General features: G+C 53.1%; 26 protein-coding genes. 12 read left to right on the top strand and 14 right to left on the bottom strand.

The features are described 5' to 3' along the window. Positions 1-16: 16 nt before the first annotated feature. The 3 genes from AB4Y96_RS09525 to AB4Y96_RS09515 all read right to left on the bottom strand — a co-directional run bounded on the left by AB4Y96_RS09525 (position 17) and on the right by AB4Y96_RS09515 (position 2159). The gene (locus tag AB4Y96_RS09525) at positions 17-658 is read right to left on the bottom strand and encodes an MBL fold metallo-hydrolase (RefSeq protein WP_441916938.1); all 642 of its coding nucleotides are present in this window, start codon (positions 656-658) and stop codon (positions 17-19) included. A 118-nt stretch (positions 659-776) separates the two neighbouring features. Next, on the bottom strand, positions 777-1088 hold the full coding sequence (locus AB4Y96_RS09520) for a hypothetical protein (protein ID WP_091877992.1): 312 nt from the start codon (positions 1086-1088) through the stop codon (positions 777-779). Positions 1089-1268: 180 nt separating this feature from the next. After that, the gene (locus AB4Y96_RS09515) at positions 1269-2159 is read right to left on the bottom strand and encodes a branched-chain amino acid aminotransferase (RefSeq protein ID WP_441916936.1); all 891 of its coding nucleotides are present in this window, start codon (positions 2157-2159) and stop codon (positions 1269-1271) included. A gap of 338 nt (positions 2160-2497) precedes the next feature. Here AB4Y96_RS09515 and AB4Y96_RS09510 point away from each other — a divergent pair, with 338 nt between their 5' ends. From AB4Y96_RS09510 to AB4Y96_RS09490, 5 genes are all read left to right on the top strand, one after another. Beyond that, positions 2498-3001, top strand: coding sequence for a MarR family winged helix-turn-helix transcriptional regulator (locus AB4Y96_RS09510; protein WP_112525781.1), 504 nt, complete (start codon positions 2498-2500; stop codon positions 2999-3001). Between the two features lie 71 nt (positions 3002-3072). Beyond that, the gene (locus AB4Y96_RS09505) at positions 3073-3774 is read left to right on the top strand and encodes a response regulator (protein ID WP_441916934.1); all 702 of its coding nucleotides are present in this window, start codon (positions 3073-3075) and stop codon (positions 3772-3774) included. Between the two features lie 173 nt (positions 3775-3947). Next, the gene (locus AB4Y96_RS09500; protein ID WP_441917014.1) at positions 3948-5243 is read left to right on the top strand and encodes an ATP-binding protein; all 1296 of its coding nucleotides are present in this window, start codon (positions 3948-3950) and stop codon (positions 5241-5243) included. An 86-nt stretch (positions 5244-5329) separates the two neighbouring features. Then, positions 5330-5653: a type II toxin-antitoxin system RelE/ParE family toxin gene (locus AB4Y96_RS09495; protein WP_441916932.1), complete on the top strand. Its 324-nt coding sequence runs from the start codon at positions 5330-5332 to the stop codon at positions 5651-5653. Further along, complete coding sequence (locus tag AB4Y96_RS09490; protein WP_441916930.1) at positions 5646-5954, top strand: helix-turn-helix domain-containing protein; 309 nt, start codon at positions 5646-5648, stop codon at positions 5952-5954. The genes AB4Y96_RS09495 and AB4Y96_RS09490 overlap by 8 nt, the downstream gene beginning before the upstream one ends. Here AB4Y96_RS09490 and AB4Y96_RS09485 read toward each other — a convergent pair. After that, positions 5951-6286, bottom strand: coding sequence for a tRNA-binding protein (locus AB4Y96_RS09485; protein ID WP_112525787.1), 336 nt, complete (start codon positions 6284-6286; stop codon positions 5951-5953). The two genes, AB4Y96_RS09490 and AB4Y96_RS09485, sit on opposite strands and share 4 nt — an antisense overlap. A 23-nt stretch (positions 6287-6309) precedes the next feature. Further along, positions 6310-6810 (bottom strand): YbjN domain-containing protein, encoded by a 501-nt coding sequence (locus tag AB4Y96_RS09480; RefSeq protein ID WP_091877999.1) that lies wholly within the window; start codon positions 6808-6810, stop codon positions 6310-6312. 573 nt (positions 6811-7383) lie between these two features. On the opposite strand from AB4Y96_RS09480, the gene AB4Y96_RS09475 reads away from it, so the two are divergent. Beyond that, complete coding sequence (locus AB4Y96_RS09475; RefSeq protein ID WP_162730319.1) at positions 7384-7557, top strand: hypothetical protein; 174 nt, start codon at positions 7384-7386, stop codon at positions 7555-7557. A 70-nt stretch (positions 7558-7627) separates the two neighbouring features. On the opposite strand, the gene AB4Y96_RS09470 is transcribed toward AB4Y96_RS09475, so the two are convergent. Continuing rightward, positions 7628-7951, bottom strand: a complete 324-nt coding sequence (locus tag AB4Y96_RS09470) for an accessory factor UbiK family protein (protein ID WP_091878000.1) — start codon at positions 7949-7951, stop codon at positions 7628-7630. Between the two features lie 163 nt (positions 7952-8114). Here AB4Y96_RS09470 and lgt point away from each other — a divergent pair, with 163 nt between their 5' ends. Genes lgt through AB4Y96_RS09450 form a run of 4 tightly spaced genes read left to right on the top strand, consistent with a single transcriptional unit; the run spans position 8115 to position 12059 of the window. After that, entirely contained in the window at positions 8115-8966 is an 852-nt protein-coding gene (lgt, locus tag AB4Y96_RS09465; protein ID WP_091878001.1) for a prolipoprotein diacylglyceryl transferase, read from the top strand. After that, complete coding sequence (locus AB4Y96_RS09460) at positions 8963-10057, top strand: class I SAM-dependent methyltransferase (protein ID WP_441916926.1); 1095 nt, start codon at positions 8963-8965, stop codon at positions 10055-10057. Before lgt ends, AB4Y96_RS09460 begins: the two co-directional genes overlap by 4 nt. Before the next feature lie 53 nt (positions 10058-10110). Further along, positions 10111-10905, top strand: a complete 795-nt coding sequence (pgeF, locus tag AB4Y96_RS09455) for a peptidoglycan editing factor PgeF (protein WP_441916925.1) — start codon at positions 10111-10113, stop codon at positions 10903-10905. A gap of 2 nt (positions 10906-10907) precedes the next feature. Next, positions 10908-12059, top strand: a complete 1152-nt coding sequence (locus AB4Y96_RS09450; RefSeq protein WP_441916923.1) for a M24 family metallopeptidase — start codon at positions 10908-10910, stop codon at positions 12057-12059. Positions 12060-12438: 379 nt separating this feature from the next. Here the strand turns inward: AB4Y96_RS09450 and AB4Y96_RS09445 are convergent, their stop codons facing one another. Next, complete coding sequence (locus tag AB4Y96_RS09445) at positions 12439-13320, bottom strand: DUF2971 domain-containing protein (protein ID WP_441916921.1); 882 nt, start codon at positions 13318-13320, stop codon at positions 12439-12441. A gap of 1132 nt (positions 13321-14452) precedes the next feature. On the opposite strand from AB4Y96_RS09445, the gene AB4Y96_RS09440 reads away from it, so the two are divergent. Further along, entirely contained in the window at positions 14453-15040 is a 588-nt protein-coding gene (locus tag AB4Y96_RS09440; protein ID WP_441916919.1) for a hypothetical protein, read from the top strand. Positions 15041-15338: 298 nt separating this feature from the next. Continuing rightward, a complete protein-coding gene (locus tag AB4Y96_RS09435) occupies positions 15339-15833 on the top strand; it encodes a hypothetical protein (protein WP_441916917.1) in 495 nt (164 codons plus the stop codon). Positions 15834-15843: 10 nt separating this feature from the next. Here AB4Y96_RS09435 and AB4Y96_RS09430 read toward each other — a convergent pair whose 3' ends face one another. From AB4Y96_RS09430 to AB4Y96_RS09400, 7 genes are all read right to left on the bottom strand, one after another. Beyond that, positions 15844-16152 (bottom strand): hypothetical protein, encoded by a 309-nt coding sequence (locus tag AB4Y96_RS09430; protein ID WP_441916916.1) that lies wholly within the window; start codon positions 16150-16152, stop codon positions 15844-15846. Between the two features lie 63 nt (positions 16153-16215). Beyond that, complete coding sequence (locus tag AB4Y96_RS09425) at positions 16216-16524, bottom strand: hypothetical protein (protein ID WP_441916914.1); 309 nt, start codon at positions 16522-16524, stop codon at positions 16216-16218. Next, a complete protein-coding gene (locus AB4Y96_RS09420) occupies positions 16521-17000 on the bottom strand; it encodes a lysozyme (protein ID WP_441916912.1) in 480 nt (159 codons plus the stop codon). The genes AB4Y96_RS09425 and AB4Y96_RS09420 overlap by 4 nt, the downstream gene beginning before the upstream one ends. Further along, a complete protein-coding gene (locus AB4Y96_RS09415; protein WP_441916910.1) occupies positions 16990-17211 on the bottom strand; it encodes a DUF7940 domain-containing protein in 222 nt (73 codons plus the stop codon). The genes AB4Y96_RS09420 and AB4Y96_RS09415 overlap by 11 nt, the downstream gene beginning before the upstream one ends. A gap of 341 nt (positions 17212-17552) precedes the next feature. Further along, positions 17553-18140: a hypothetical protein gene (locus AB4Y96_RS09410; protein ID WP_441916908.1), complete on the bottom strand. Its 588-nt coding sequence runs from the start codon at positions 18138-18140 to the stop codon at positions 17553-17555. A gap of 3 nt (positions 18141-18143) precedes the next feature. Beyond that, positions 18144-19154 carry a gp53-like domain-containing protein gene (locus tag AB4Y96_RS09405; RefSeq protein ID WP_441916906.1) on the bottom strand — a complete coding sequence of 337 codons (1011 nt, stop codon included), beginning with the start codon at positions 19152-19154 and terminating at the stop codon, positions 18144-18146. Further along, the gene (locus AB4Y96_RS09400; RefSeq protein ID WP_441916904.1) at positions 19154-19444 is read right to left on the bottom strand and encodes a hypothetical protein; all 291 of its coding nucleotides are present in this window, start codon (positions 19442-19444) and stop codon (positions 19154-19156) included. The genes AB4Y96_RS09405 and AB4Y96_RS09400 overlap by 1 nt, the downstream gene beginning before the upstream one ends. Positions 19445-19462 lie beyond the last annotated feature (18 nt).

Genomic DNA, 19462 nt, shown 5'->3' with positions numbered 1-19462 from the left:
ATCCGGCGGCCTTTTGTTATGTCAGAAATGGATTGGTGCGGCGCTCTTCGCCAAACCGGCCGCCAGGCCCATGCCCGCAGATAAAGCCGATATCATCACCGAGCGGAAAAAGCTTGTTCTTGATCGAGCTGATCAGTGTCTCATGGTCACCGCCGGGCAAATCTGTCCGCCCCACCGAGCCATTGAACAACACATCACCCACATGGGCGAACTTGGCAGCGCGATTGTAAAAAACCACATGCCCCGGCGCATGTCCCGGACAGTGCAGCACTTCAAAGACATGCGAGCCAAACGAAACCGTGTCGCCATCCACAAGCCAGCGATCCGGCGTGCAATTGCGCACGTCGCCCTGAAGACCATATTGCAGGGCCTTGGCTTCCATCGAGTCGAGCAGAAACTTATCCGCCACGTGCGGGCCAATAATATCGACACCGAGCGCCTCTTTCATGTCCATGGCACCAGCAGCGTGATCCACATGGCCATGGGTAATCCAGATCGCATCAATGGTGATGCCGTTGGAACGGATAGCGTCAAGTACCTGTTGATTGTCACCACCCGGATCAATCAGGACGCCGTGCTTGTCATCGCTGTCAAAAAGGATGGTGCAGTTCTGTTGAAAAGCCGTAACGGGAATAATACCGGCCTGCAATTGTCCCATTATACCTAGGTCCTATGCTCATAACGTCTCGTCAGGCACAAGACTCGTCAAAGCGTCAGCTCAAATGAAAAGGGCGGCCGATAGACCGCCCTAGAAAATCAGTTGCGTCCTGTCCTGATCAGGATTTTGCCAGCGATGTTTTGATGGCGCCGACAATTGCCGTAAGGATAAGACCGCCAACACCGCCACCGGCAACATTGCTGATGATCGAGCCGAGATCAAGCCCCGACGACGCTACTGCGTCTGTTACAGCCGCGGCACCACCGGCGCCAAGGTATTGCGTCAAGTAGCCACCCACCAGTCCACCAACGCCGCCAGCGATTGTATTGCCAGTCGGGCCAAGTGTCAGGTTTTTGAGAATGCCGCCGACAATATTACCGCCGACCGCACCTGAGATAAGTTGGATGATAAGAGGAAGAAGCGCACCCATAATTGACACCCCGTCAACGTTTCGCGCCAGACTCATGCCTGACAACTGGCATGTTGACTAAGTTTTAGGCAATGTCAAACCAGTTGATACCTCAATAAAGAGGTATCAACCGATTGTTTTCGTTAGCAAGCTTGGAAGTATCGGACAGACCGCACCTTATTTGCGGCCGGATGCTCCGAGTTATTCAGCCGCTGCTTTCTTGGGAGTTACTTCGGCGGCATAATCGTTCATCAAGTTGATTGCGATTTCGCCCACCGTGAAGCGATAAGGCCCGATCTCCGAAACAGGCGTCACTTCCGCTGCAGTACCGGTCAGGAAACACTGTTCAAAACCTTCAAGCTCTTCCGGCATGATCACCCGCTCAACGACTTCATAACCACGACGCTTGGCCAGATCGATGACCGTGCGACGCGTGATCCCATCAAGGAAGCAATCGGGCTTTGGTGTATGAATAACGCCGTCCTTGACGAAGAATACGTTCGCGCCGGTGGCCTCAGCCACCTGACCGCGCCAGTCGAGCATCAGCGCATCCGCATAGCCCTTGGCTTCAGCCGCAAGCTTGGAGATCGTGCAGATCATGTAAAGACCAGCGGCCTTTGACTTGGAAGGTGCAGTCTTTGGGTCCGGGCGGCGATATTCGGCCATATCAAGGCGAATGCCCTTGAGCTTCTGTGCCGGATCGAAATAACTTGGCCACTGCCAGATGGCGATCGCCACATTGATCTTGTTGTTCTGCGCCGAAACACCCATCGACTCGCTGCCGCGCCAGGCGATCGGACGCACATAGGCATCCTGAAAACCCTGCATCGCAAGAAGCTTGCGGCAGGCATCATTCAACTCTTCGACCGTGTATGGAACCGTGAACCCAAGAATCTTTGCCGATTCGTGCAGACGCTCCGTGTGTTCATTAAGCTTGAAGATTTCGCCGCCATAGGCGCGCTCGCCTTCAAAGACCGAGCTTGCATAATGCAGGCCATGAGTCAGCACATGAACCTTAGCATCTGCCCAGCGAACGAATTCGCCATTCATCCAGATGTAACCTTCAAGCTGATCAAATGGTACGGATGCCATGTTTTCCTCCAGGCGTTTGATTCCTGATCATTAAACGGGTTTGAGATGACGCCAATTGTTCCCGTTTCACAATTGGTGAACCGTGGCTCCCTACAGCGCCGCATGTTCGCTGAACATGCAAAGGACACTGTCCATTTCGAATAGACGCCTAATCTCTCGCGAGATCAGGTGGCAGCAACAGGCGTTTCGATAAGGAAAATGTCCCAGAAACACTTATTGGCTTTTCGTTTCATTCAAAATGTCGCCAACAGCTTGCCAAAAATTATCAGCAGTCTAAAATTAAGTCAACAAGACTGACATATTATTCGGCGACACATGAACGAGAGCGGGAGCCCTGTATGAAACCTTATACACCAGATCGGCACATTGAGACAGCCCTGACCAAGGAGGACGCAAGCCAACTTGACCTCATCGAGCTGTTTTTCTTTGCCTATCGCGACTTCACCGCCGACCCGGATCTGATTCTGGAAAAGCTGGCTTTTGGCCGCGCCCATCACCGCGTTCTCTACTTCATCAACCGCAAGCCGGGTATGACCGTGGCGGAATTGCTTGATGTACTGCAAATTACCAAGCAAAGTCTGGCAAGGGTGCTCAAGCAATTGATCGATACGGACCACGTCGTGCAGATACCGGGGCCACGGGACCGGCGGCAGCGGGAACTGTACCCCACCATGAAAGGCAGGGAACTTGCACTTGAACTTGCAGCACCGCAATCACGCCGCATTGGCAGTGCATTGGAGCAAATCGGTCTGGCTGACCGGACGGTGATCGAGCATTTCCTCAAGGCGATGGTCAATCCCAGCCAATGGCAACAGATCGACAGCCTGCCACAGGCAGGATAGTTTAGGCCGGATCGGGACGTCCGGGGACCAGGGACGGGCGTAAATGCCCGGAGAGAGAAGGAACGACATTAGTGAGTGAAGAACTTCCGCTTTCAGACGATGCGCCGCACCTGCTCATCGTCGACGACGACACTCGAATTCGCAACCTGCTGTCACAATATCTGTCAGGCAGCGGCTTTCGTATTACGGTGGCTGCCAATGCGGATGAAGCCCGGCGCAAGCTGGCCGGCATTGATTATGATCTCCTGATCCTCGACGTGATGATGCCCGGCGAAAGCGGCGTCGCGCTCACCCAGTCGCTGCGGGAGGAAAAGAACGTTCCCATTTTGATGCTGACCGCGCTATCCGAAACGGACAGCCGGATTACAGGCCTTGAAGCGGGTGCGGATGATTATCTGCCAAAACCGTTTGACCCGCGCGAGCTGATCCTGCGCATCAACAATATTCTGCGGCGCGGTGCGCCAACATCGCAGGCAAAGATCGAGCAGATCGTTTTCGGCCCCTATACCTTCGTTATCGCCAAGCGCGAACTGAAGCGTTCCGGCGAATTGATCCGCCTGACCGACCGCGAACAGGACATCATGGCGATCTTCGCCGCCCGTGCTGGCGAAACCGTGCCTCGGCACGAGTTAACAGGTCAGGAAGGCGATGTTGGCGAGCGGACAATTGACGTGCAGATCAATCGCCTTCGCCGCAAGATTGAAAATGATCCGGCCAACCCAGTTTGGTTGCAGACGGTACGCGGCGTCGGCTATAAATTGAGCGTGGAATAGAGTCCGGATCAACAAATCCGGACGGAATAACCAATGCGCGAGCGGGCACTGATCATATGGCACAAACGGACAGTGCAAAACGCGCATTGGCAGTCAGGCAGCGGCATTGGCGGCGCAGGCGCAGCACGCTGCTCGGCCCCTGGCGGAAATTTTCCCGCTGGCTGGCACAATGGATGCCGAAAAGGCTCTATGCGCGTTCGCTGATCATTATCATTGCACCCATGGTGCTGTTGCAGTCAGTCATCGCCTTCGTGTTCATGGAGCGCTACTGGCAGACGGTGACGCAGCGTCTCTCCACGGCCGTGGTGCGCGACATTTCAGGCATTATTGATGTGATGGACACCTACCCGCAGGACCCGGGTTATGAAAATCTCATCCGCATTGCACGCGAGAAACTGTCGCTCAGCATTTCGATCCTGCCGCCTGATCCCCTGCCCGCACCCGGTCCAAAGCCGTTTTTCTCCATTCTGGACGAGCCGCTGAGCGCCGAGATTACCAAGCAGATCAACCGGCCCTTCTGGATCGACACGATTGGTGATTCCGACCTCGTTGAAATTCGTATTCAACTGGAAGGCAAGGTCCTGCGGGTTTTTGCCCGCCGCAGTCAGGCCTATGCCTCAAACACCCTGATCCTGCTCGTCTGGATGTCCGGTTCAGCGCTGGTGCTGCTTGCCATCGCCATTCTCTTCCTGCGCAACCAGATTAAACCCATTCAGCAGCTGGCTGCCGCCGCCGACAGTTTCGGCAAGGGACGCGCCACACCGCCCGATTTCAAGCCGCGTGGCGCCGAAGAAGTGCGCCGGGCCGGTGCTGCGTTCATTGTCATGCGCGAGCGCATCGAGCGCCAGATTGAGCAGCGCACCACGATGCTCAGCGGCGTCAGCCACGACCTGCGCACCATCCTCACCCGCTTCAAGCTGCAACTCGCTCTTGTCGGCCACAAGGTCGATACGGATGCCATGGAGCAGGATATCGAGGACATGCAGTCCATGCTGGAAGGTTATCTCGCCTTTGCCCGCAGCGAGGCGGAGGAAGAGACAGGCACATTCAATCTGGAGCGCCTTTTTGCCAAGTTGAAGGAAGAAGGCGCCCTTTTGGAACGCGGCTTCAAATCGAACATTCGCGGCGAACCGGAAATTCAGGTCCGCCCCAACGCTTTCTCGCGCTTGATCTCCAACCTCGTATCCAATTCGTTTCGCTACGCCAAAAATGTCGTCGTCAATGCCGACCACCGGGAGGGCTGGCTGAGCATAATCATTGACGATGATGGTTCGGGTATCCCAAAGGAAATGCGCGATGAGGTGTTCAAGCCATTCTTCCGGCTGGATGAGGCACGCAACCAGGATGCCAGCGGCACCGGATTGGGGCTTGCGATTGCACTCGACATCGCCCGCAGCCATGGCGGCGATATCACCCTCGACGAAAGTCCGATGGGCGGTCTGCGCGCTGTGGTGCGCATCCCGGCCTGATTATCGATAGATCAATCGATTCTTGATTATCGATAGATCAATCGATTCTTCTTGAATAAAATACGCCATTGGCGTATTTTACTACGATGAAAATCATCCGAACCAAGCGTTACCTCAAAGATTTGAAAAGGCTTGGTGCTTCGAACGCGGATGTAGTCCGACTTGAGCACGCAATTGCACTGGACCCTTTTTCAGGCGATGTAATGCAAGGCTTGGAAGGTCTGCGAAAGATACGCTTTTCACTTGGCAACAAGGGAAAGAGCGGCGGCGGTCGCGCCATCTATTATCTGATGATTTCTGACGATCTGGTGATCATGATCTTCGCCTATCGAAAATCTGAGCAAGCAGATTTGACAGCGGATCAACGCAAGGCAGCATTGTTAATTCTAAAGGAACTGAAAAATGGCTAGCAAAGAAAATGTTTTCGGCGAAGGCATTCTTGAGGGGCTGGAAGAAGCGCTTGCCTGGAAGCGCGGCAAGATTGGACTTGAGACCGTAAACATCGACTCCATGCCAGCCGAGCGTATCAAGAAAATTCGCAAGCTCTATTCAAAATCTACCAAAGACTTTGAACGCCGCTTCGGAATTCCCGCCGCGACCATGAACAATTGGGAACAGGGCCGCCGGAAACCGGATCCGGCAGGAAGAGTACTTTTAAAAATTATCGAAGAGTCGCCTGAAGTCGCTGAAAAGGCTGCACGCGCCGCTTAAAACAGCTTGCCTCCATTCGGGACCGGTTTGCTGATAGCGGCGAGAACAACGCCGCCTTCCTCATCCGGGAAGCCAAGCGTCAGCACTTCCGACATGAATGGGCCGATCTGGCGCGGCGGGAAATTGACTACCGCCATCACCTGACGGCCCTTCAGCTCGTCCAGCGCATGGTGCTTGGTGATCTGCGCCGAAGACTTCTTGATACCGATTTCAGGACCGAAATCGATCTTGAGCTTGAAGGCTGGTTTACGTGCTTCAGGGAAAGTCTCCGCCTCGACAATAGTGCCGACGCGGATATCCACTTTCTCAAAATCGTCAAAACTGATGGTCATCAGGCCAACTCAAATTGATAGGATCAGGCCGAACCGACCGTCTCGAACAGGATGCTATCGAGCGATTCCCGTGCTGTCGAGCCTGACCAGACAACAAACTGGAACGCCTGGAAATAGGTCTCACAGGCATCGAGCGCGCTGGACAGGAGAACCTCCACCTGCTTGCTCGTTGGTTCGGCACCGCCTGATAGAAGCAGGGACTGGCGATACATGACCGCACCTTCCTGCCGCCACAGATCGAAATGGCCCATCAGCAACTGCTCGTTAATCAGCGACAGCAGTCGCATCACTTCATTGACGCGCGGTTCGCTGACCGCGATATCAAAGGCGCAGGCCAGATGCAGCGCCTCAAAATCTTCCATCCACGAGAAGGAAATCTGGTAGTCCGTCCAGTTTCCCTCGACCGTAATCGCGATTTCATCGTCCCCGGTGCGCTCGAAAGCCCATTCATTGGCATGGGCAACATGTTCAATCACATCGACCGGATGCAAATCACGCGCAATCTCTATTTCCAGAAGGCTCATCGCCACTACCTGCTCAATCGAATCTCATCTGACGCTGTGGGACCACAGCGCACCCACCCAAAGGACACACAACGCTTGAAAACTCACCGGCAGGCAGAACACACCAGCCGGACCACGGATATGAACTTGTTACCCGCCGCATGACCATCGAAACGAATCATGCTGTAATTTCAGTGTATTGATGCTGAGTCCGAGCGCCAGCCCCCTTTGGCCCAAATGGCGCGAATGGGTGTGGACAGAAGTTCCGAAAATGATTCACGAGCAGCCTTTAACTGACTCTAAGAAAACGATTTTCGGCGATTTCCACCTGTTGATAATTTGTTAAGATTTATTTTGGGGACAGCGCATTGGAATGCCGAAATACAGCAAAAAGCCCGGTGGTAACGCCCCTGCCCACCACCGCTTTTGTCAAAGGTGATTCATCGGCGCAAAAAACAGCTCACCCGGATCAAGACGAACAGGCATTCATCGGAGCCGTCGACAGGTAATTTTTGCCTCTGTCAGATATTCGTCACATCGTCGATACGCAGGCCACCTAGACTATCAATCGGTTTCATCCAAAAGGAGACGGCAATGTCCACAGAACCGAATGCGACAGTAACCGCTACCCAGAAAAACGACGATGGTCAGTGGTATTATGTCATCACTATTGACGACGAAGCGGGCGACAAGGTCGGCCCTTTCGAGACCGAAGAAGAAGCAATCGCAGCCGGTGAAGAGGAACTGGCCGATAGCGCCGAGGCTTGATCAGTCGAAATGATAAAAAGCCCCGCAATTGCGGGGCTTTTTATTTGATCTCAGACGAAACGATTACGCGTCAGTCTTTTTTGGCGCGGGTGCCAGATGCCGCAGGCTTTGCCGGCTTGGCCGCATCACCAGCGGATTTGTCTTTGCTGCCAACCAGCGCTTCAAGCGCTTCGATGCGGGCGAGCAGCGCCGTATTTTCGGCACGGGCGCGGATAGCCATTTCACGCACGGCCTCGAAATCCTCGCGCTGCACCACATCCATGGTGTTGAGCAGCCGCTCGGCCTGCCCACGGAATGCAGTCTCGACTTCGCGGCGAACACCCTGCGCTGCACCGGCGGCGTCGGTCACGAGCTTGGCCAGTTCATCAAGAACGCGGTTTGATCCATTGGTCATGGCAGATACCTCTGTTGCTTTCCCAATCAAATAATCGCCGCAGCAGGCGATTGCAAGCGAAGGTCATAATTGCACAAATGTTACCGGATAGGCGTCTTGACGCTGTTCCTGCCCTCGCGCATGGTCCGCGCCGATAAACCATGCTGATTACGGAGTGCCTATTGTGAGCGAAATTCTTGTCCCGACGATGGCCGCGATCGCATTTCCCAACATCGATCCGGTGATCTTTTCCATCGGGCCATTCTCCGTACACTGGTATGGACTAGGCTATGTGGTCGGCATTCTCTTCGCATGGTGGTACGGTAAGAGGCTCATCAGCAAGCCGCGCCTCTGGGCCAATAATACACCGCCCATGAAGCCGAATGATCTCGATGACTTTGTTCTCTGGGCGGCGCTTGGCGTGGTTCTGGGCGGGCGCATCGGCTACATCCTGTTTTACGATCTTGCCCGCTACATCCATAGTCCGCTCGATATATTCAAAGTCTGGGAAGGCGGCATGTCCTTCCATGGCGGTCTCATCGGCACCACGCTTGCCATGATCTTTTTTGCCCGCTCGCGCAGGATCAACGTCTTCAGCATGATCGACACCATCGCCGCTGGTGTGCCTGTTGGCCTTGGTCTTGTCCGCGTTGCCAATTTCATCAACGGCGAGCTCTGGGGCCGTATGACCGATGTGCCCTGGGGGATGATTTTCCCGACGGGCGGCCCTTTTGTTCGCCATCCAAGCCAGCTTTATGAGGCAGCGCTTGAAGGTATTGTTCTCTTCACCACGCTCGCTTTGCTGATTTTCTATGGCCGCAAGCTGAAAAGCCCGCGCTTTATCGGCGGCGCCTTCATCACCGGTTATGGCCTGTCGCGCATTTTTGTCGAATTCTTTCGCGAGCCTGACGCACAGCTTGGCTATCTCTATGGCGGCTGGCTGACAATGGGTATGATCCTTTCAATCCCCATGGTGCTCGTTGGTGTCTGGGCGCTTCTCACAGCCCGCAATCCGGAAGTTTCCACCGGGCGATGAAGCTGAAACAGCGCATTACGAGACAGATCGAGTTGGGGGGGCCAATCAGCGTTGCCGACTATATGGCGATGTGTCTGTTCGACAAGGATGCGGGCTATTACACCACGCGCGAACCATTCGGTCGCGAGGGTGATTTCATCACGGCGCCAGAAGTAAGCCAGATGTTCGGCGAGCTTATCGGTATCTGGTGCGTTGGTGCCTGGCAGGCGCTGGAATCGCCAGCCGAATTCGTCCTATGTGAGATCGGCCCCGGACGCGGGACATTGATGAAGGATATTTTGCGGGCGGCTTCAAAGCTTGCACCGGATTTCATTAAGGCTGCGCAGATCCATATGGTCGAGATCAGCCCGCGCCTGACCCAGATCCAGAAGGAAACGCTCGATACATCCGCGTTTGGAATCCAATGGCATGAACAGTTCGGCGACTTCCCATCCGGCCCGCTTGTGCTTGTCGCCAATGAACTGTTCGACGCTATTCCTATCAGGCAATACGTGAAGTCTGGCGGGCGTTTCGTTGACCGTACGGTGGCAGTCGATGCAACAGGCGATCTTGCATTCGCAGCTGGCTCTGGATCAATCGACACAGCGCTTCTACCTGCCGATCATGCCACTGCTCCCGATGGAACTGTTTTCGAAATTGCCCCGGCCCGCAGCGCGCTGATGCAGGAGATTGCCGAACGTGTGAACCGCGAACGCGGCTCGGCACTCCTGATAGATTACGGCCATCTGCAACAGGGTTTTGGCGATACACTGCAGGCGCTCAGCCGCCATAAATCTGTTGATGTGTTTGAGGAGCCCGGTGAGGCCGACCTGACCACCCATGTGGATTTCGCCATGCTTGATAAGGCCGCCCGTTCCGAGGGCTGCAAGACCGACGCCATGACCCAGGGCGATTTCCTGATCGCCATGGGATTGCTTGATCGAGCCGGTGCCTTGGGCAACGGGAAATCCGCTGATTTTCAAGACCAGATTCGCGCCGATGTCGACCGTTTGGCAAGCCCCACTCAGATGGGTACGCTGTTCAAGGTGCTTTGCGTTACAGAGCCGGCCACACATTTGTTTCCATTTGAATCCATAGACGGAAGCAATTGACTTCGCGTCGCTGCTCCACCACCATTCGCAGCCTTGAGAAAGAGCAATCCGGCATGATCACGTCCGAAAAACCAGTAGCGTTGCAGTCTTCCCTGCTGGGGTCCCCCGAGAAAGATCGAATCGCTCACGGGTTTTTTACCCGTATAGGCGGTGTTTCTACCGGCATCTATGCCGGACTGAATGTCGGCAGCGGTTCCAATGACAATCAGGACCACGTAGCGGAAAACCGCCGCCGTGTGGCCCAGTCGCTTGGTACTGATCTGTCGCGGCTCGTGACTGTCCATCAGGTACATTCGCCTGATGTCATTACAGTAACTGGCCCCATCAGCGGCGAGCGGCCCAAGGCTGATGCCATGGTGACGGCCACCCCCGGTATCGTCATAGGTTCGCTGTCTGCCGATTGCGGCCCCATCCTGTTTGCCGACAGGGATGCGAGGGTCATCGGTGCGGCCCATGCGGGCTGGCGCGGCGCCATTGGCGGTGTGCTCGAAAACACAATCGATGCCATGATTGCCCTTGGTGCAAAGCGCGCCAACATTCAGGCTGTGCTCGGCCCGACAATCGGCCCTGATAATTATGAGGTCGGCGCGGAATTTTACGATCAGTTTACCGGAGCCAATCCATCCAATGACCGCTTCTTTCGCGACTCGCTGAAGGAGAACCACAAGATGTTTGATCTGTGGGCCTTTATCACGACGCGACTGCAAGACGCCGGCGTCAACGCCGCGGCGCTGCAAAAATGCACCTATGCTGAAGAAGATCAGTTCTTCTCCTATCGGCGCACCACCCATCGCAAGGAACCGGACTATGGTCGCCAGATCTCGGCGATCACAATTCTAGAGGAATAATTATGGCCCTTCATTTCGAGCCCGAGGAATTTGCCGCACGCCGCGACCGCCTGATGATGGTGATGGCAGAGCAGAAGCTCGACGCCATGCTGCTGTTTGCGCAGGAAAGCATGTACTGGCTGACAGGCTATGACACGTTCGGCTTCTGCTTCTTCCAGTGCCTCGTGGTCAAATCCGATGGCAGCCATGTGTTGATGACCCGTTCCGCCGATTTGCGTCAGGCACGTCAGACCTCGAATATCGAAAATATTGTGATCTGGGCGGATCGCGACAATGCCAATCCGGCTGCGGATTTGCGCGAACTTCTCAATGACCTCGATTTGCTCGGCAAACGGATCGGCGTTGAATACCAGAGCCATGGCCTGACCGCCGCCAATGGCCGCAAGCTTGACGAACAGTTGGCCGCTTTCGGGCAGATCGTCGACGCGTCAGGTCTTGTTGACAAGCTGCGCGTGCTGAAAAGCCCTGCTGAAATCGTCTATGCGCGCAAAGCCGCAGAACTTGGCGATGAGGCCCTCAATGCGGCCCTGAAGCTCATCAAGGCAGGCGCTGACGAAGGTGCTATTCTCGCCGCCATGCAGGGCGCTATTTTCGCCGGAGGCGGCGATTATCCAGCCAACGAGTTTATTATCGGTTCGGGCGAGGACGCGCTCCTTTGCCGTTACAAAGCAGGACGGCGCAAGCTGACGAAGAACGACCAGTTGACGCTGGAATGGGCCGGCGTCTATCGCCACTACCATGCGGCGGCAATGCGCACCGTCTTAACCGGCAAGGCTTCGAAGCGTCATCTGGAGCTTTATGATGCGGCCCGCGAGGCACTTGAGGCCGTCGAGGAGGCCATGACACCGGCTTCAACCTTCGGCGATGTGTTCGATGCTCATTCCCGCGTGATGGAGGCTCACGACCTGACACGCCACCGGCTCAACGCATGTGGATATTCGCAAGGCGCCCGGTTTACGCCCTCATGGATGGACATGCCGATGTTCTATTCCGGCAATCCGGAGCGCATACAGCCCGATATGACGCTCTTTGCCCATATGATCATCATGGATTCCGACAGCGGCACAGCCATGACACTGGGCCGGACTTACCTTACAACCAATGGAGCGGCCGAGCCACTTTCACGCCAACCTCTTGACTTGATCGTAAAGTAGACAGGATTTCGTATAAGATGCTGAAAATAAACAATAAAATTGGCATCTTACCCGCACCTGCAGCGATTTAACGACCCTTGATTTCATTGACAAATCCGGGCCGTTACCCGCACCTTTTTGGACCCAAGAAGTGCGATAGAAACGACGAGCAACAACATCCTGCCTGTCAGTCTTGCTCCATTTGGTATTGGTCGTAAGAAAACCGCAGCGCTCCATGACATGGGTATCACGCTGTTTTACAGATTGGTTGAGAATAGCAAATTCAGATTGCTGGCTCGGCGGCATATCTAGGATGTCAGGGAATCGGCCGAAGGCAGCAACCCTTGAGACTCGTGAGACGTAACCACACAAAGTTGCGCCCCATAGAGGATCTAGATTTTCATTGATAGGATGATTCCGATCTTTCCACTTTTGCCTCGTTGAATTGATGAGATTTTAGAAAAGCTTCCATAGTCTTTACAGGCGTGAGATTTTTAGGTCCAAGAGTTACATGTACGATCATCGATTTATCGCTGCTATCTAGATCGAACGTACGAAAAGGCTTCAACATCTTTTGGGTAGGATGCATGCTAAAAACCATGCTGAATCCAGGAAGGAATGGCACGAAAAGCCTCCATTCAAGCTCTTCTCGAAATGCTGGGTGTTTGTATTGGAATACCTCATCTAGAATTGAGCGGATAACCTCCGAGACAAAATCACGCAATTTGTCGCGAGTTTCAGCAGCATTTTTTTCAACCTGCTCATCAGTTAGACCAGCCCTAGCCAGTAATGACGGTGTTTGATTATTAAAGGCGCCTGCATGCGAATGTCGCTCAATAAGGTCCACTAATGGGCCAAGTCTCTCCTTTGCGAGTGCCTCGTTGTATTCTATTTGAAACATCTGGCAACGCGGTCTCCCCTTGGAATTGGCAGCCCACTTCGCTAACTTTTCAACGTCAAAACCGATGCTTACTCCATGACCGTCATCCGCATAACCGCGCCATTGGCTCAACATATCGCCATCACTTGACAAGCAGAATCCTAATCCGTCGGCTCCATTATAAATGCTCTCTACGTGTTGCATTGCTTCGTTCACGTCCCATAACGCAAATCTCTGATCTGCCTTACTTCGAGACCGCTCGACGCAAGCTGCTTTCAGGACTTTAAGCGCCCAAATGCCTTCCTGTGAATCATTTGATTGGGTGAGCGATGACAATCGTAAGGTCGAATTTGATATGATGGAATGGAACGTTGCATTGCTGCAATAATGATAAATCGCCATTTAATCTCACCAGTAGGTTTCTATTATAAATATTAGACGAACAATCGACAAATGTCTTCAGTAACCCCAAACAAGCAGCTGTTGAGATACTTCTGAGCACCGTTTACGATCCCTGAAGTACAACCGAGCAGCACAGCAATTGCGCTGGAATATTCCGCCTGGGATGGCAACTGGTAGGGTGCTATGTTGGGGAATTGTACGATGTAATAGTAGCAGACTAACTTGCGATTCTTAACGCAGAGCTATCATATCAGTGAGGGTAGGGAGCCGAATCCACGACCGTCGGCATTAAAAAACGATTCGATAGCACAATAAGTTACAATTGTTCGCTTAGTGCCAAAATCATACGCATTACGACAAGTTGGTGAGATTCACCTGCGTAGAATGAATTTACCTTATATCCAGTTGATAAATTTTCTTACCTATACGTCAGAATTTTAAAGGTACTTTGTTCACTTACGGGACAGAAATTATATATATTTCGATATCTCTATTGACGTAAACGTCAAATTTTTATAGAAAATAGAACATGATTTCACCAGCTTAGGCTTATGATAAGAGAAATACACTCAACTTAAACATGGGTAAGTTGCAAATTTGTCTCGTAATGAAAAATGCAACGGAAGCATCTTTCCAACCCATGAAAGTGAGACTAGTATCATTTCAACACAGGTACGTTAGTTTCCGGTTGACTTTTTTGTGTCTAGAAGTTAACGGCCCCGTCTTTATAGAGTCACAATGACTGCCTATATAGGACGTAGACCTGTCTGTAGCATATTTCGTTAAGCTTGAAACGGCACACTACGTTTCAAGTAAACCAAGGAGCAAGTAGATGAATGAGAGCATGACGATCGACCGGCTCGACTCCATTCTCTTCAATGAGGGGAGAGAGCTTATTAACATAAAGTTTTTCCCCGGAACCGACCGCGGATTAACAGTGTCTCAGCTGCGAGATTCTGCGGCTGAGGCCTTGGATTCTGTAATGAAGGGTGGCTGTAAACACGTGCCTCCGGTAACAGGAAAGCAAGCGGCAAGACTTGAGGATTTTTAATTCTTTAGTTAAAGCTTGATTTCGAGCATAGAATCATAACGGCTCAAGTTTCATACTTGGGCCTTTTTTTTGACTGATGTGATGCGTAAGAAGCTGATTGATACATTTGCTGGCCGAATTGAACTGCCGATCGAGGTGACAGAAGCCAGCGATGTGCTGGTCAATTTTGGTATTCAAGATGAGATAATTCTTTCGCCAGCCGATACAGATCCCGGCAAAGTGCGGGGAATATTCTATCAGTTCACCAAACATCCAGCTGTTTATGCTGCTCCTCACCTCGTTACACTTATCGTGTATAGCCAAAATGTCGATCTTGGCTGGCAGCGTCTTATTTGTTGCAAAGAACTAATACACCTTTGTGACGGTAAAGATGAACGCACTGATAAAGTGGAAGAAGTCTCAAGCCTCGTCGAAAAACTTCTTGGTCCACTGTCAACTGAGGATTACGGATTGGCCGACTTGATGGCCGCCGTAGATAAATTGGCTATTTACCAAGCTTTAGCTATCTTATTTCCTCTGGCAGCGAGAGATGTAGCGATCCTAGCGATGGACGCTGGAGAGCGAACTATTGACGAAATCGTGGAGTGGGTACAACTACCTCCTAAGCTCGTGGAGCTAGTTTTAAGTGAAGAATGGCCCGGCCTGATGGAAGCGATTGTTGATTGCTAAAACGGACAATTTTTACTATCCACGCACAAGATCGAGAGAGCCAGAACTGGTTCTCCTCCGATACGAGCCACCGTTAAAGGCTCATGGAACCCGCAGCCCCCATTAATCACAAACACTACAAACCCCAAGATCATCGCTGACACGAACAGCCACATGATCTTTGTCAGAACGCCGTTCACCTTCTCAATTTTCTTATCCCGACCATTGAATCTGTTGTCCACGTTCTTTCGCAGATAAAAAGGTGGTTAGTGTAACGCAGATGAAATTTTCTTTGTTTGACGGGGGAGTCACAATTTCAATGAAAGTCATTGCCTTGCTGGCGATCGCTGCTTTGTTAGTGGCAAGCCCCTCAGTTGCCGCCCGTATTGTCGACCCTGAGCAGAGCGCCAAGTGCGATAAAATGGCCGCGAAAATCGTGGACGCGCTAGGCGCAACTGTCACAGAAAGACGCCTTGGCTACTACGCGTTAAAGATCGAGAGTTTTGAAAAGCTTGGTTTTGTCTGTGACAGAACCAGCGAGTTAAGGCAATTTGATGGAATTGAAATCTCTTACGATGAAGGAAACGCGCCACCAAACGCATGGTGGAGTATCCTCGGTATAGCGGGTGAAGCATTCTCGGGGTTAAAAAAACGAGACGTCGTCGAACTTGCAAAATCCTGTCTCGCTGACGCGAAGAATGAACAGTCTTACGGAAACGTATCTCGCCCGAAGATTGCGATTGAATGCCAACTTAGTACAAAAACAGGCGAGCCGTTGTTTGTACGGATATTTCCAAAAGCAGAACAAGATTGAACAGACCTAATTAGAATTGCTGCCTTTTTCCCGGAGCTAACGCGGCCAATACTGCATCAAGGCGCCTATTGGTTTCTCGCGTCCCCTCCCGCATTTCATCGCGTAGTTCCTTGATCGCATCATCGGTCCGCGTCTGCTGCCCATCGTGATCTACACGGCGCACATACTCGTCGCGAACACGATTGATCCGGTCATGGAGCGCATTGTCTCCTGCCTCGCGCGAGGCTGTGAGTGAGCGAAAGGCAGCGATAATTGTCCCGCCCAGGAAGGTGAACAAGCCCGCAGAGATGCCGATAAGCCACTGTATATCTTTGTCCATCACCAGCACTTCCTTGTTCTGCCGAATGCATTGTGTGCGGCGATGCCCTGCCCCGCCGGAACGTCATTTCCCGCTAGGTAGACCGCTGTTGCCGGTTTGACTGTGATCCTTTGCCAGCCCGCGCAACTCGGTGGTGCATTCGTCTGGCATGCCGCCAAGCTCGATACACAGAGCAACAGCGTCGAGAGAATTGATAATCTCATTGGTTTTTGCCCTTTCCTGATAGGCTTGAGCTGCATCAATGGCAGCAGTGATTGCAGCCTGTTCAACGCCAGCGTTCTTTCCATAGAAATAGATGGGAGCAGATGCGATCAGAGCGCCGAGAATGGCGCCGACGATCACTTGCCAGTATTTGAGCGCCGCGAGGATCATCGGCTGATCCCTTCAAGGCACAGCTTCTTTTCGTCCATGCGGCGATTGATCAGCCCCTGCACTTTCCGCCCGCCTGCATTGACGTAGAGCATCAACGCGTTGCACGCCCCGCGCAGATCCCCGGCATTGGCAAGGCGCGCCATGCTGGATCGGCAGAAGGTCGGAACACCGATGTTGTACGAAGCGGACAGGAACGCGACGTAAGGCTTGGCAGGAATCGCGTCAGGCGCTTTGAGACAAGCTCGCATGCCCGTCTCATAGTCGACCAACGCCGCGCCGAACTGTTCTCTGCATTGCGCCGGCGTGTACTGATCACCCAGCTTCACGCCGCGCGTCTCGCCAAAGCACACCGTGGGTATGCCGACGATATCGAGATAGGCTTTCGTCTTCATACCTTCCTTGCCGCCGATGAAGCTCACTGCGAGCGCCCCGGCGACGGTCAGGCCGATACCAGCCTTTTTCAACCTACTTGTCATTGGAAAGTCCTTTCTGCGCCACGAGGCGCGCGATAAAGGCAGCTGCGACCGTGATCAGGGTCAGAACCGCAAAGATGCCGGGAGGGATTGGGAGAACGCCGTCAAGCAGCGGCAGTATCGCTTCAACGCCTGACAACAGGCCAGCAAGGATCATCAGACGGATGGACCACGCACAGCGCAGTACACCCCGCCAGTTGTGGACGGGTTTCATGGTCATTCTCTTGTTTTGAAAGAAACTCGGCTATCAGGAAGTCAGGAAGGCCCAAATGGAACCACTGCAGGCGAATACCGTTTATCCAATTCAAACATTGGAGGTAATTCAGATGCTTACAGCAGCAGTACTATGGTGGTTGGGTGTTCCGCTTATAGTTGTGATTCTGATATTCTTTTTCTTCTTGCGGAGGCGATGAGCCCCGGCCCCGACTGTGGAACCAATCTCAGATCAGGGGCGTTTGAAATCTAGCGAGTAGCATGGAAACCCCCGTTGACGGCCACTCGTAGAGACCCGGCGATGAACTGAAGACGCGTGGCCGGGTCTCGCTTTTCCCCGAATTAGAGCGTGCTCGCTGCGGCAAAGAACTCATCAATCTGGGCTGACGTGAACGATAATGCGTCAAAACCGGCTAGCAGCATTTCATCACTTCGAAGAAATGATCCACTGTCCGCATAAGCCGCGCGCGTGCGAACATCCTGTGCGGAAACCCAAACCTCAACCTGTTCAAGCAAGCCCGCATCGATGAGTTGCAAGCGGAATTGACGGCGTGAAAGCCTATCTGGAATGACAGGCGGTACGGGCGGCGGATCGTAAACCACCACTTTGCCATCAACCCATCTGCGCCGCCCGCTATTGCTGATCAATTCCTGCCATTGTTCATCGGTGATTTCAATTGCATCTACAGGTATCAAGCAATCTGGATTGGCCACATGCCCCACGACAGGCGGAATTTGCTCCGGATCATCTTCCGTACCAACGATGGGAGCGGATGGGTTGGCTTCGTCGTCGGTTGGTTCGGGTACAGGGCCATATCGATTGCGCTGCGGCCATGGGCCAAAGACCGGTGAAAGCCTGCATCCATGGACATCTTCAGAATAAAAAGCCGTTGGCAAACCGTCATCGGTGAAGATTGCAAATTTGAGCATAATCTAGAATCCTACAGCCATGAAAATGAATGGAAGGTTGCCCTGTGCTGTTACTGAACCCGCATTAATCACACGGCATCTGGCATCAAACGATGCAGAGATAACGTTTGAGGACGTAATTTGATAAGTGAACGCTGGCGTTCCGGGATTGTATGTGGTCATGCAAGAAACTGCTGCGCATATCGTTGGAAATGCAATCGGGAATGGTTGCGCAAAATCGGTGGCAGCGTTGTTCACCGATCCCCACTGAACGATCAAGCCCGACGGGAATCTGTAATAGCCATTCCCAAGAAGGCTTTTGGTAATGCCAAGCGCTGCTAAAGCGGTATTGCCGTCAGTTGCCGCAATTAGCGTCTTAATGAATGTAGAAATGCCAAGGGTGGTTTGCGCTGCACTCGCATTTGCATCGTCAAGCAATGTCCGCGCATATGACGTCAAATCAGTCAAAGTGGCAGAAGATGCCCCATTGAGATAAGGCAGCTTGTCGGCAGCGGCTGTGCCAGCGATATTGACAGATGCACGGCCCGCCGCCGTGAAGTCAGTCAGCGCCATGGTCGCCGTACCCGTACCATACGGCAACTTGTCAGATGCCATGGTCAGGCCGAGGAATGAACGTGCCCACGCCTTGAATGCAACTGTCGCCATCGTGGCCGAGCCAGTGAAGTACGCAATCGTATCTGTTGCGGCAGTTAAACCGGCAAAAGCTGTCAGCAAAGGCTGTGTCAATATCTTTCGCACAGCTGCAAGCATGACCGAGTAGCGGGAACTGTCTGGCTGCCAACGGATATAGTAGCTCGATCCGGCAGGAAGTGTGGCACCGCGCCAGTTATCCTTGAGCGTGATTGATGTATCGCTGTTGACCGTGTCAATACGCGCGCCGGGATAACCATCACTTGCGAATAGATCACCCGCGCGGATTTCGTCGGTGCTCCAGAACGTACCGACACCGGTAACGATCTTTGTACCCACTGTGACTGAGGCTGTACCAGCGGTGATATCAGGATTGTCAGCCATCAGTGCGCCTTTCCTGTTTTCTCGACAGGTGTTGCCCTGGAGAGTTCGGCGATTTCACCACGCACCTCTTCAAGGCCCTTGTTGGCAAGGTCGAGCTTGTCTGTGAGGTCTTTTGTCACTTGCTGCTCACGCCGCAGAGCGGCGCGGAGAATGACGACACGCGTTTTGTAAAATTCAATCAGCGCGTAGGCTTCTTCGGCTTCATCAACGAGGATGATCGCGGGCTCACTCGGCGCCACCATCTCCTCAATGCTTTCGACTGATGGTGCATTTTCGTCTTGTTTTGACATAGGCTCTCCTCCCCGCCG

This window comes from Phyllobacterium sp. TAF24, from assembly GCF_052113785.1.
Lineage (GTDB): Bacteria > Pseudomonadota > Alphaproteobacteria > Rhizobiales > Rhizobiaceae > Phyllobacterium.
Note: the sequence above shows the minus strand (reverse complement) of the source record. Positions and strands in the feature narration are given on the sequence as shown.

What these genes read in the sequence shown, in the direction of transcription:
- AB4Y96_RS09510 (WP_112525781.1), top strand. Translation starts at nt 2,498, where the DNA reads ATGAAACCTTATACACCAGATCGGCACATTGAGACAGCCCTGACCAAG.
- AB4Y96_RS09400 (WP_441916904.1), bottom strand. Translation starts at nt 19,444, where the DNA reads ATGTCAAAACAAGACGAAAATGCACCATCAGTCGAAAGCATTGAGGAG.
- AB4Y96_RS09430 (WP_441916916.1), bottom strand. Translation starts at nt 16,152, where the DNA reads ATGGACAAAGATATACAGTGGCTTATCGGCATCTCTGCGGGCTTGTTC.
- AB4Y96_RS09435 (WP_441916917.1), top strand. Translation starts at nt 15,339, where the DNA reads ATGAAAGTCATTGCCTTGCTGGCGATCGCTGCTTTGTTAGTGGCAAGC.
- AB4Y96_RS09445 (WP_441916921.1), bottom strand. Translation starts at nt 13,320, where the DNA reads ATGGCGATTTATCATTATTGCAGCAATGCAACGTTCCATTCCATCATA.
- AB4Y96_RS09520 (WP_091877992.1), bottom strand. Translation starts at nt 1,088, where the DNA reads ATGGGTGCGCTTCTTCCTCTTATCATCCAACTTATCTCAGGTGCGGTC.
- pgeF (WP_441916925.1), top strand. Translation starts at nt 10,111, where the DNA reads ATGATCACGTCCGAAAAACCAGTAGCGTTGCAGTCTTCCCTGCTGGGG.
- AB4Y96_RS09475 (WP_162730319.1), top strand. Translation starts at nt 7,384, where the DNA reads ATGTCCACAGAACCGAATGCGACAGTAACCGCTACCCAGAAAAACGAC.
- AB4Y96_RS09515 (WP_441916936.1), bottom strand. Translation starts at nt 2,159, where the DNA reads ATGGCATCCGTACCATTTGATCAGCTTGAAGGTTACATCTGGATGAAT.
- AB4Y96_RS09460 (WP_441916926.1), top strand. Translation starts at nt 8,963, where the DNA reads ATGAAGCTGAAACAGCGCATTACGAGACAGATCGAGTTGGGGGGGCCA.
- AB4Y96_RS09420 (WP_441916912.1), bottom strand. Translation starts at nt 17,000, where the DNA reads ATGACAAGTAGGTTGAAAAAGGCTGGTATCGGCCTGACCGTCGCCGGG.
- AB4Y96_RS09485 (WP_112525787.1), bottom strand. Translation starts at nt 6,286, where the DNA reads ATGACCATCAGTTTTGACGATTTTGAGAAAGTGGATATCCGCGTCGGC.
- AB4Y96_RS09410 (WP_441916908.1), bottom strand. Translation starts at nt 18,140, where the DNA reads ATGCTCAAATTTGCAATCTTCACCGATGACGGTTTGCCAACGGCTTTT.
- AB4Y96_RS09500 (WP_441917014.1), top strand. Translation starts at nt 3,948, where the DNA reads ATGCCGAAAAGGCTCTATGCGCGTTCGCTGATCATTATCATTGCACCC.
- AB4Y96_RS09470 (WP_091878000.1), bottom strand. Translation starts at nt 7,951, where the DNA reads ATGACCAATGGATCAAACCGCGTTCTTGATGAACTGGCCAAGCTCGTG.
- AB4Y96_RS09490 (WP_441916930.1), top strand. Translation starts at nt 5,646, where the DNA reads ATGGCTAGCAAAGAAAATGTTTTCGGCGAAGGCATTCTTGAGGGGCTG.
- AB4Y96_RS09405 (WP_441916906.1), bottom strand. Translation starts at nt 19,154, where the DNA reads ATGGCTGACAATCCTGATATCACCGCTGGTACAGCCTCAGTCACAGTG.
- AB4Y96_RS09440 (WP_441916919.1), top strand. Translation starts at nt 14,453, where the DNA reads ATGCGTAAGAAGCTGATTGATACATTTGCTGGCCGAATTGAACTGCCG.
- AB4Y96_RS09495 (WP_441916932.1), top strand. Translation starts at nt 5,330, where the DNA reads ATGAAAATCATCCGAACCAAGCGTTACCTCAAAGATTTGAAAAGGCTT.
- AB4Y96_RS09525 (WP_441916938.1), bottom strand. Translation starts at nt 658, where the DNA reads ATGGGACAATTGCAGGCCGGTATTATTCCCGTTACGGCTTTTCAACAG.
- AB4Y96_RS09480 (WP_091877999.1), bottom strand. Translation starts at nt 6,810, where the DNA reads ATGAGCCTTCTGGAAATAGAGATTGCGCGTGATTTGCATCCGGTCGAT.
- AB4Y96_RS09450 (WP_441916923.1), top strand. Translation starts at nt 10,908, where the DNA reads ATGGCCCTTCATTTCGAGCCCGAGGAATTTGCCGCACGCCGCGACCGC.
- AB4Y96_RS09425 (WP_441916914.1), bottom strand. Translation starts at nt 16,524, where the DNA reads ATGATCCTCGCGGCGCTCAAATACTGGCAAGTGATCGTCGGCGCCATT.
- AB4Y96_RS09415 (WP_441916910.1), bottom strand. Translation starts at nt 17,211, where the DNA reads ATGAAACCCGTCCACAACTGGCGGGGTGTACTGCGCTGTGCGTGGTCC.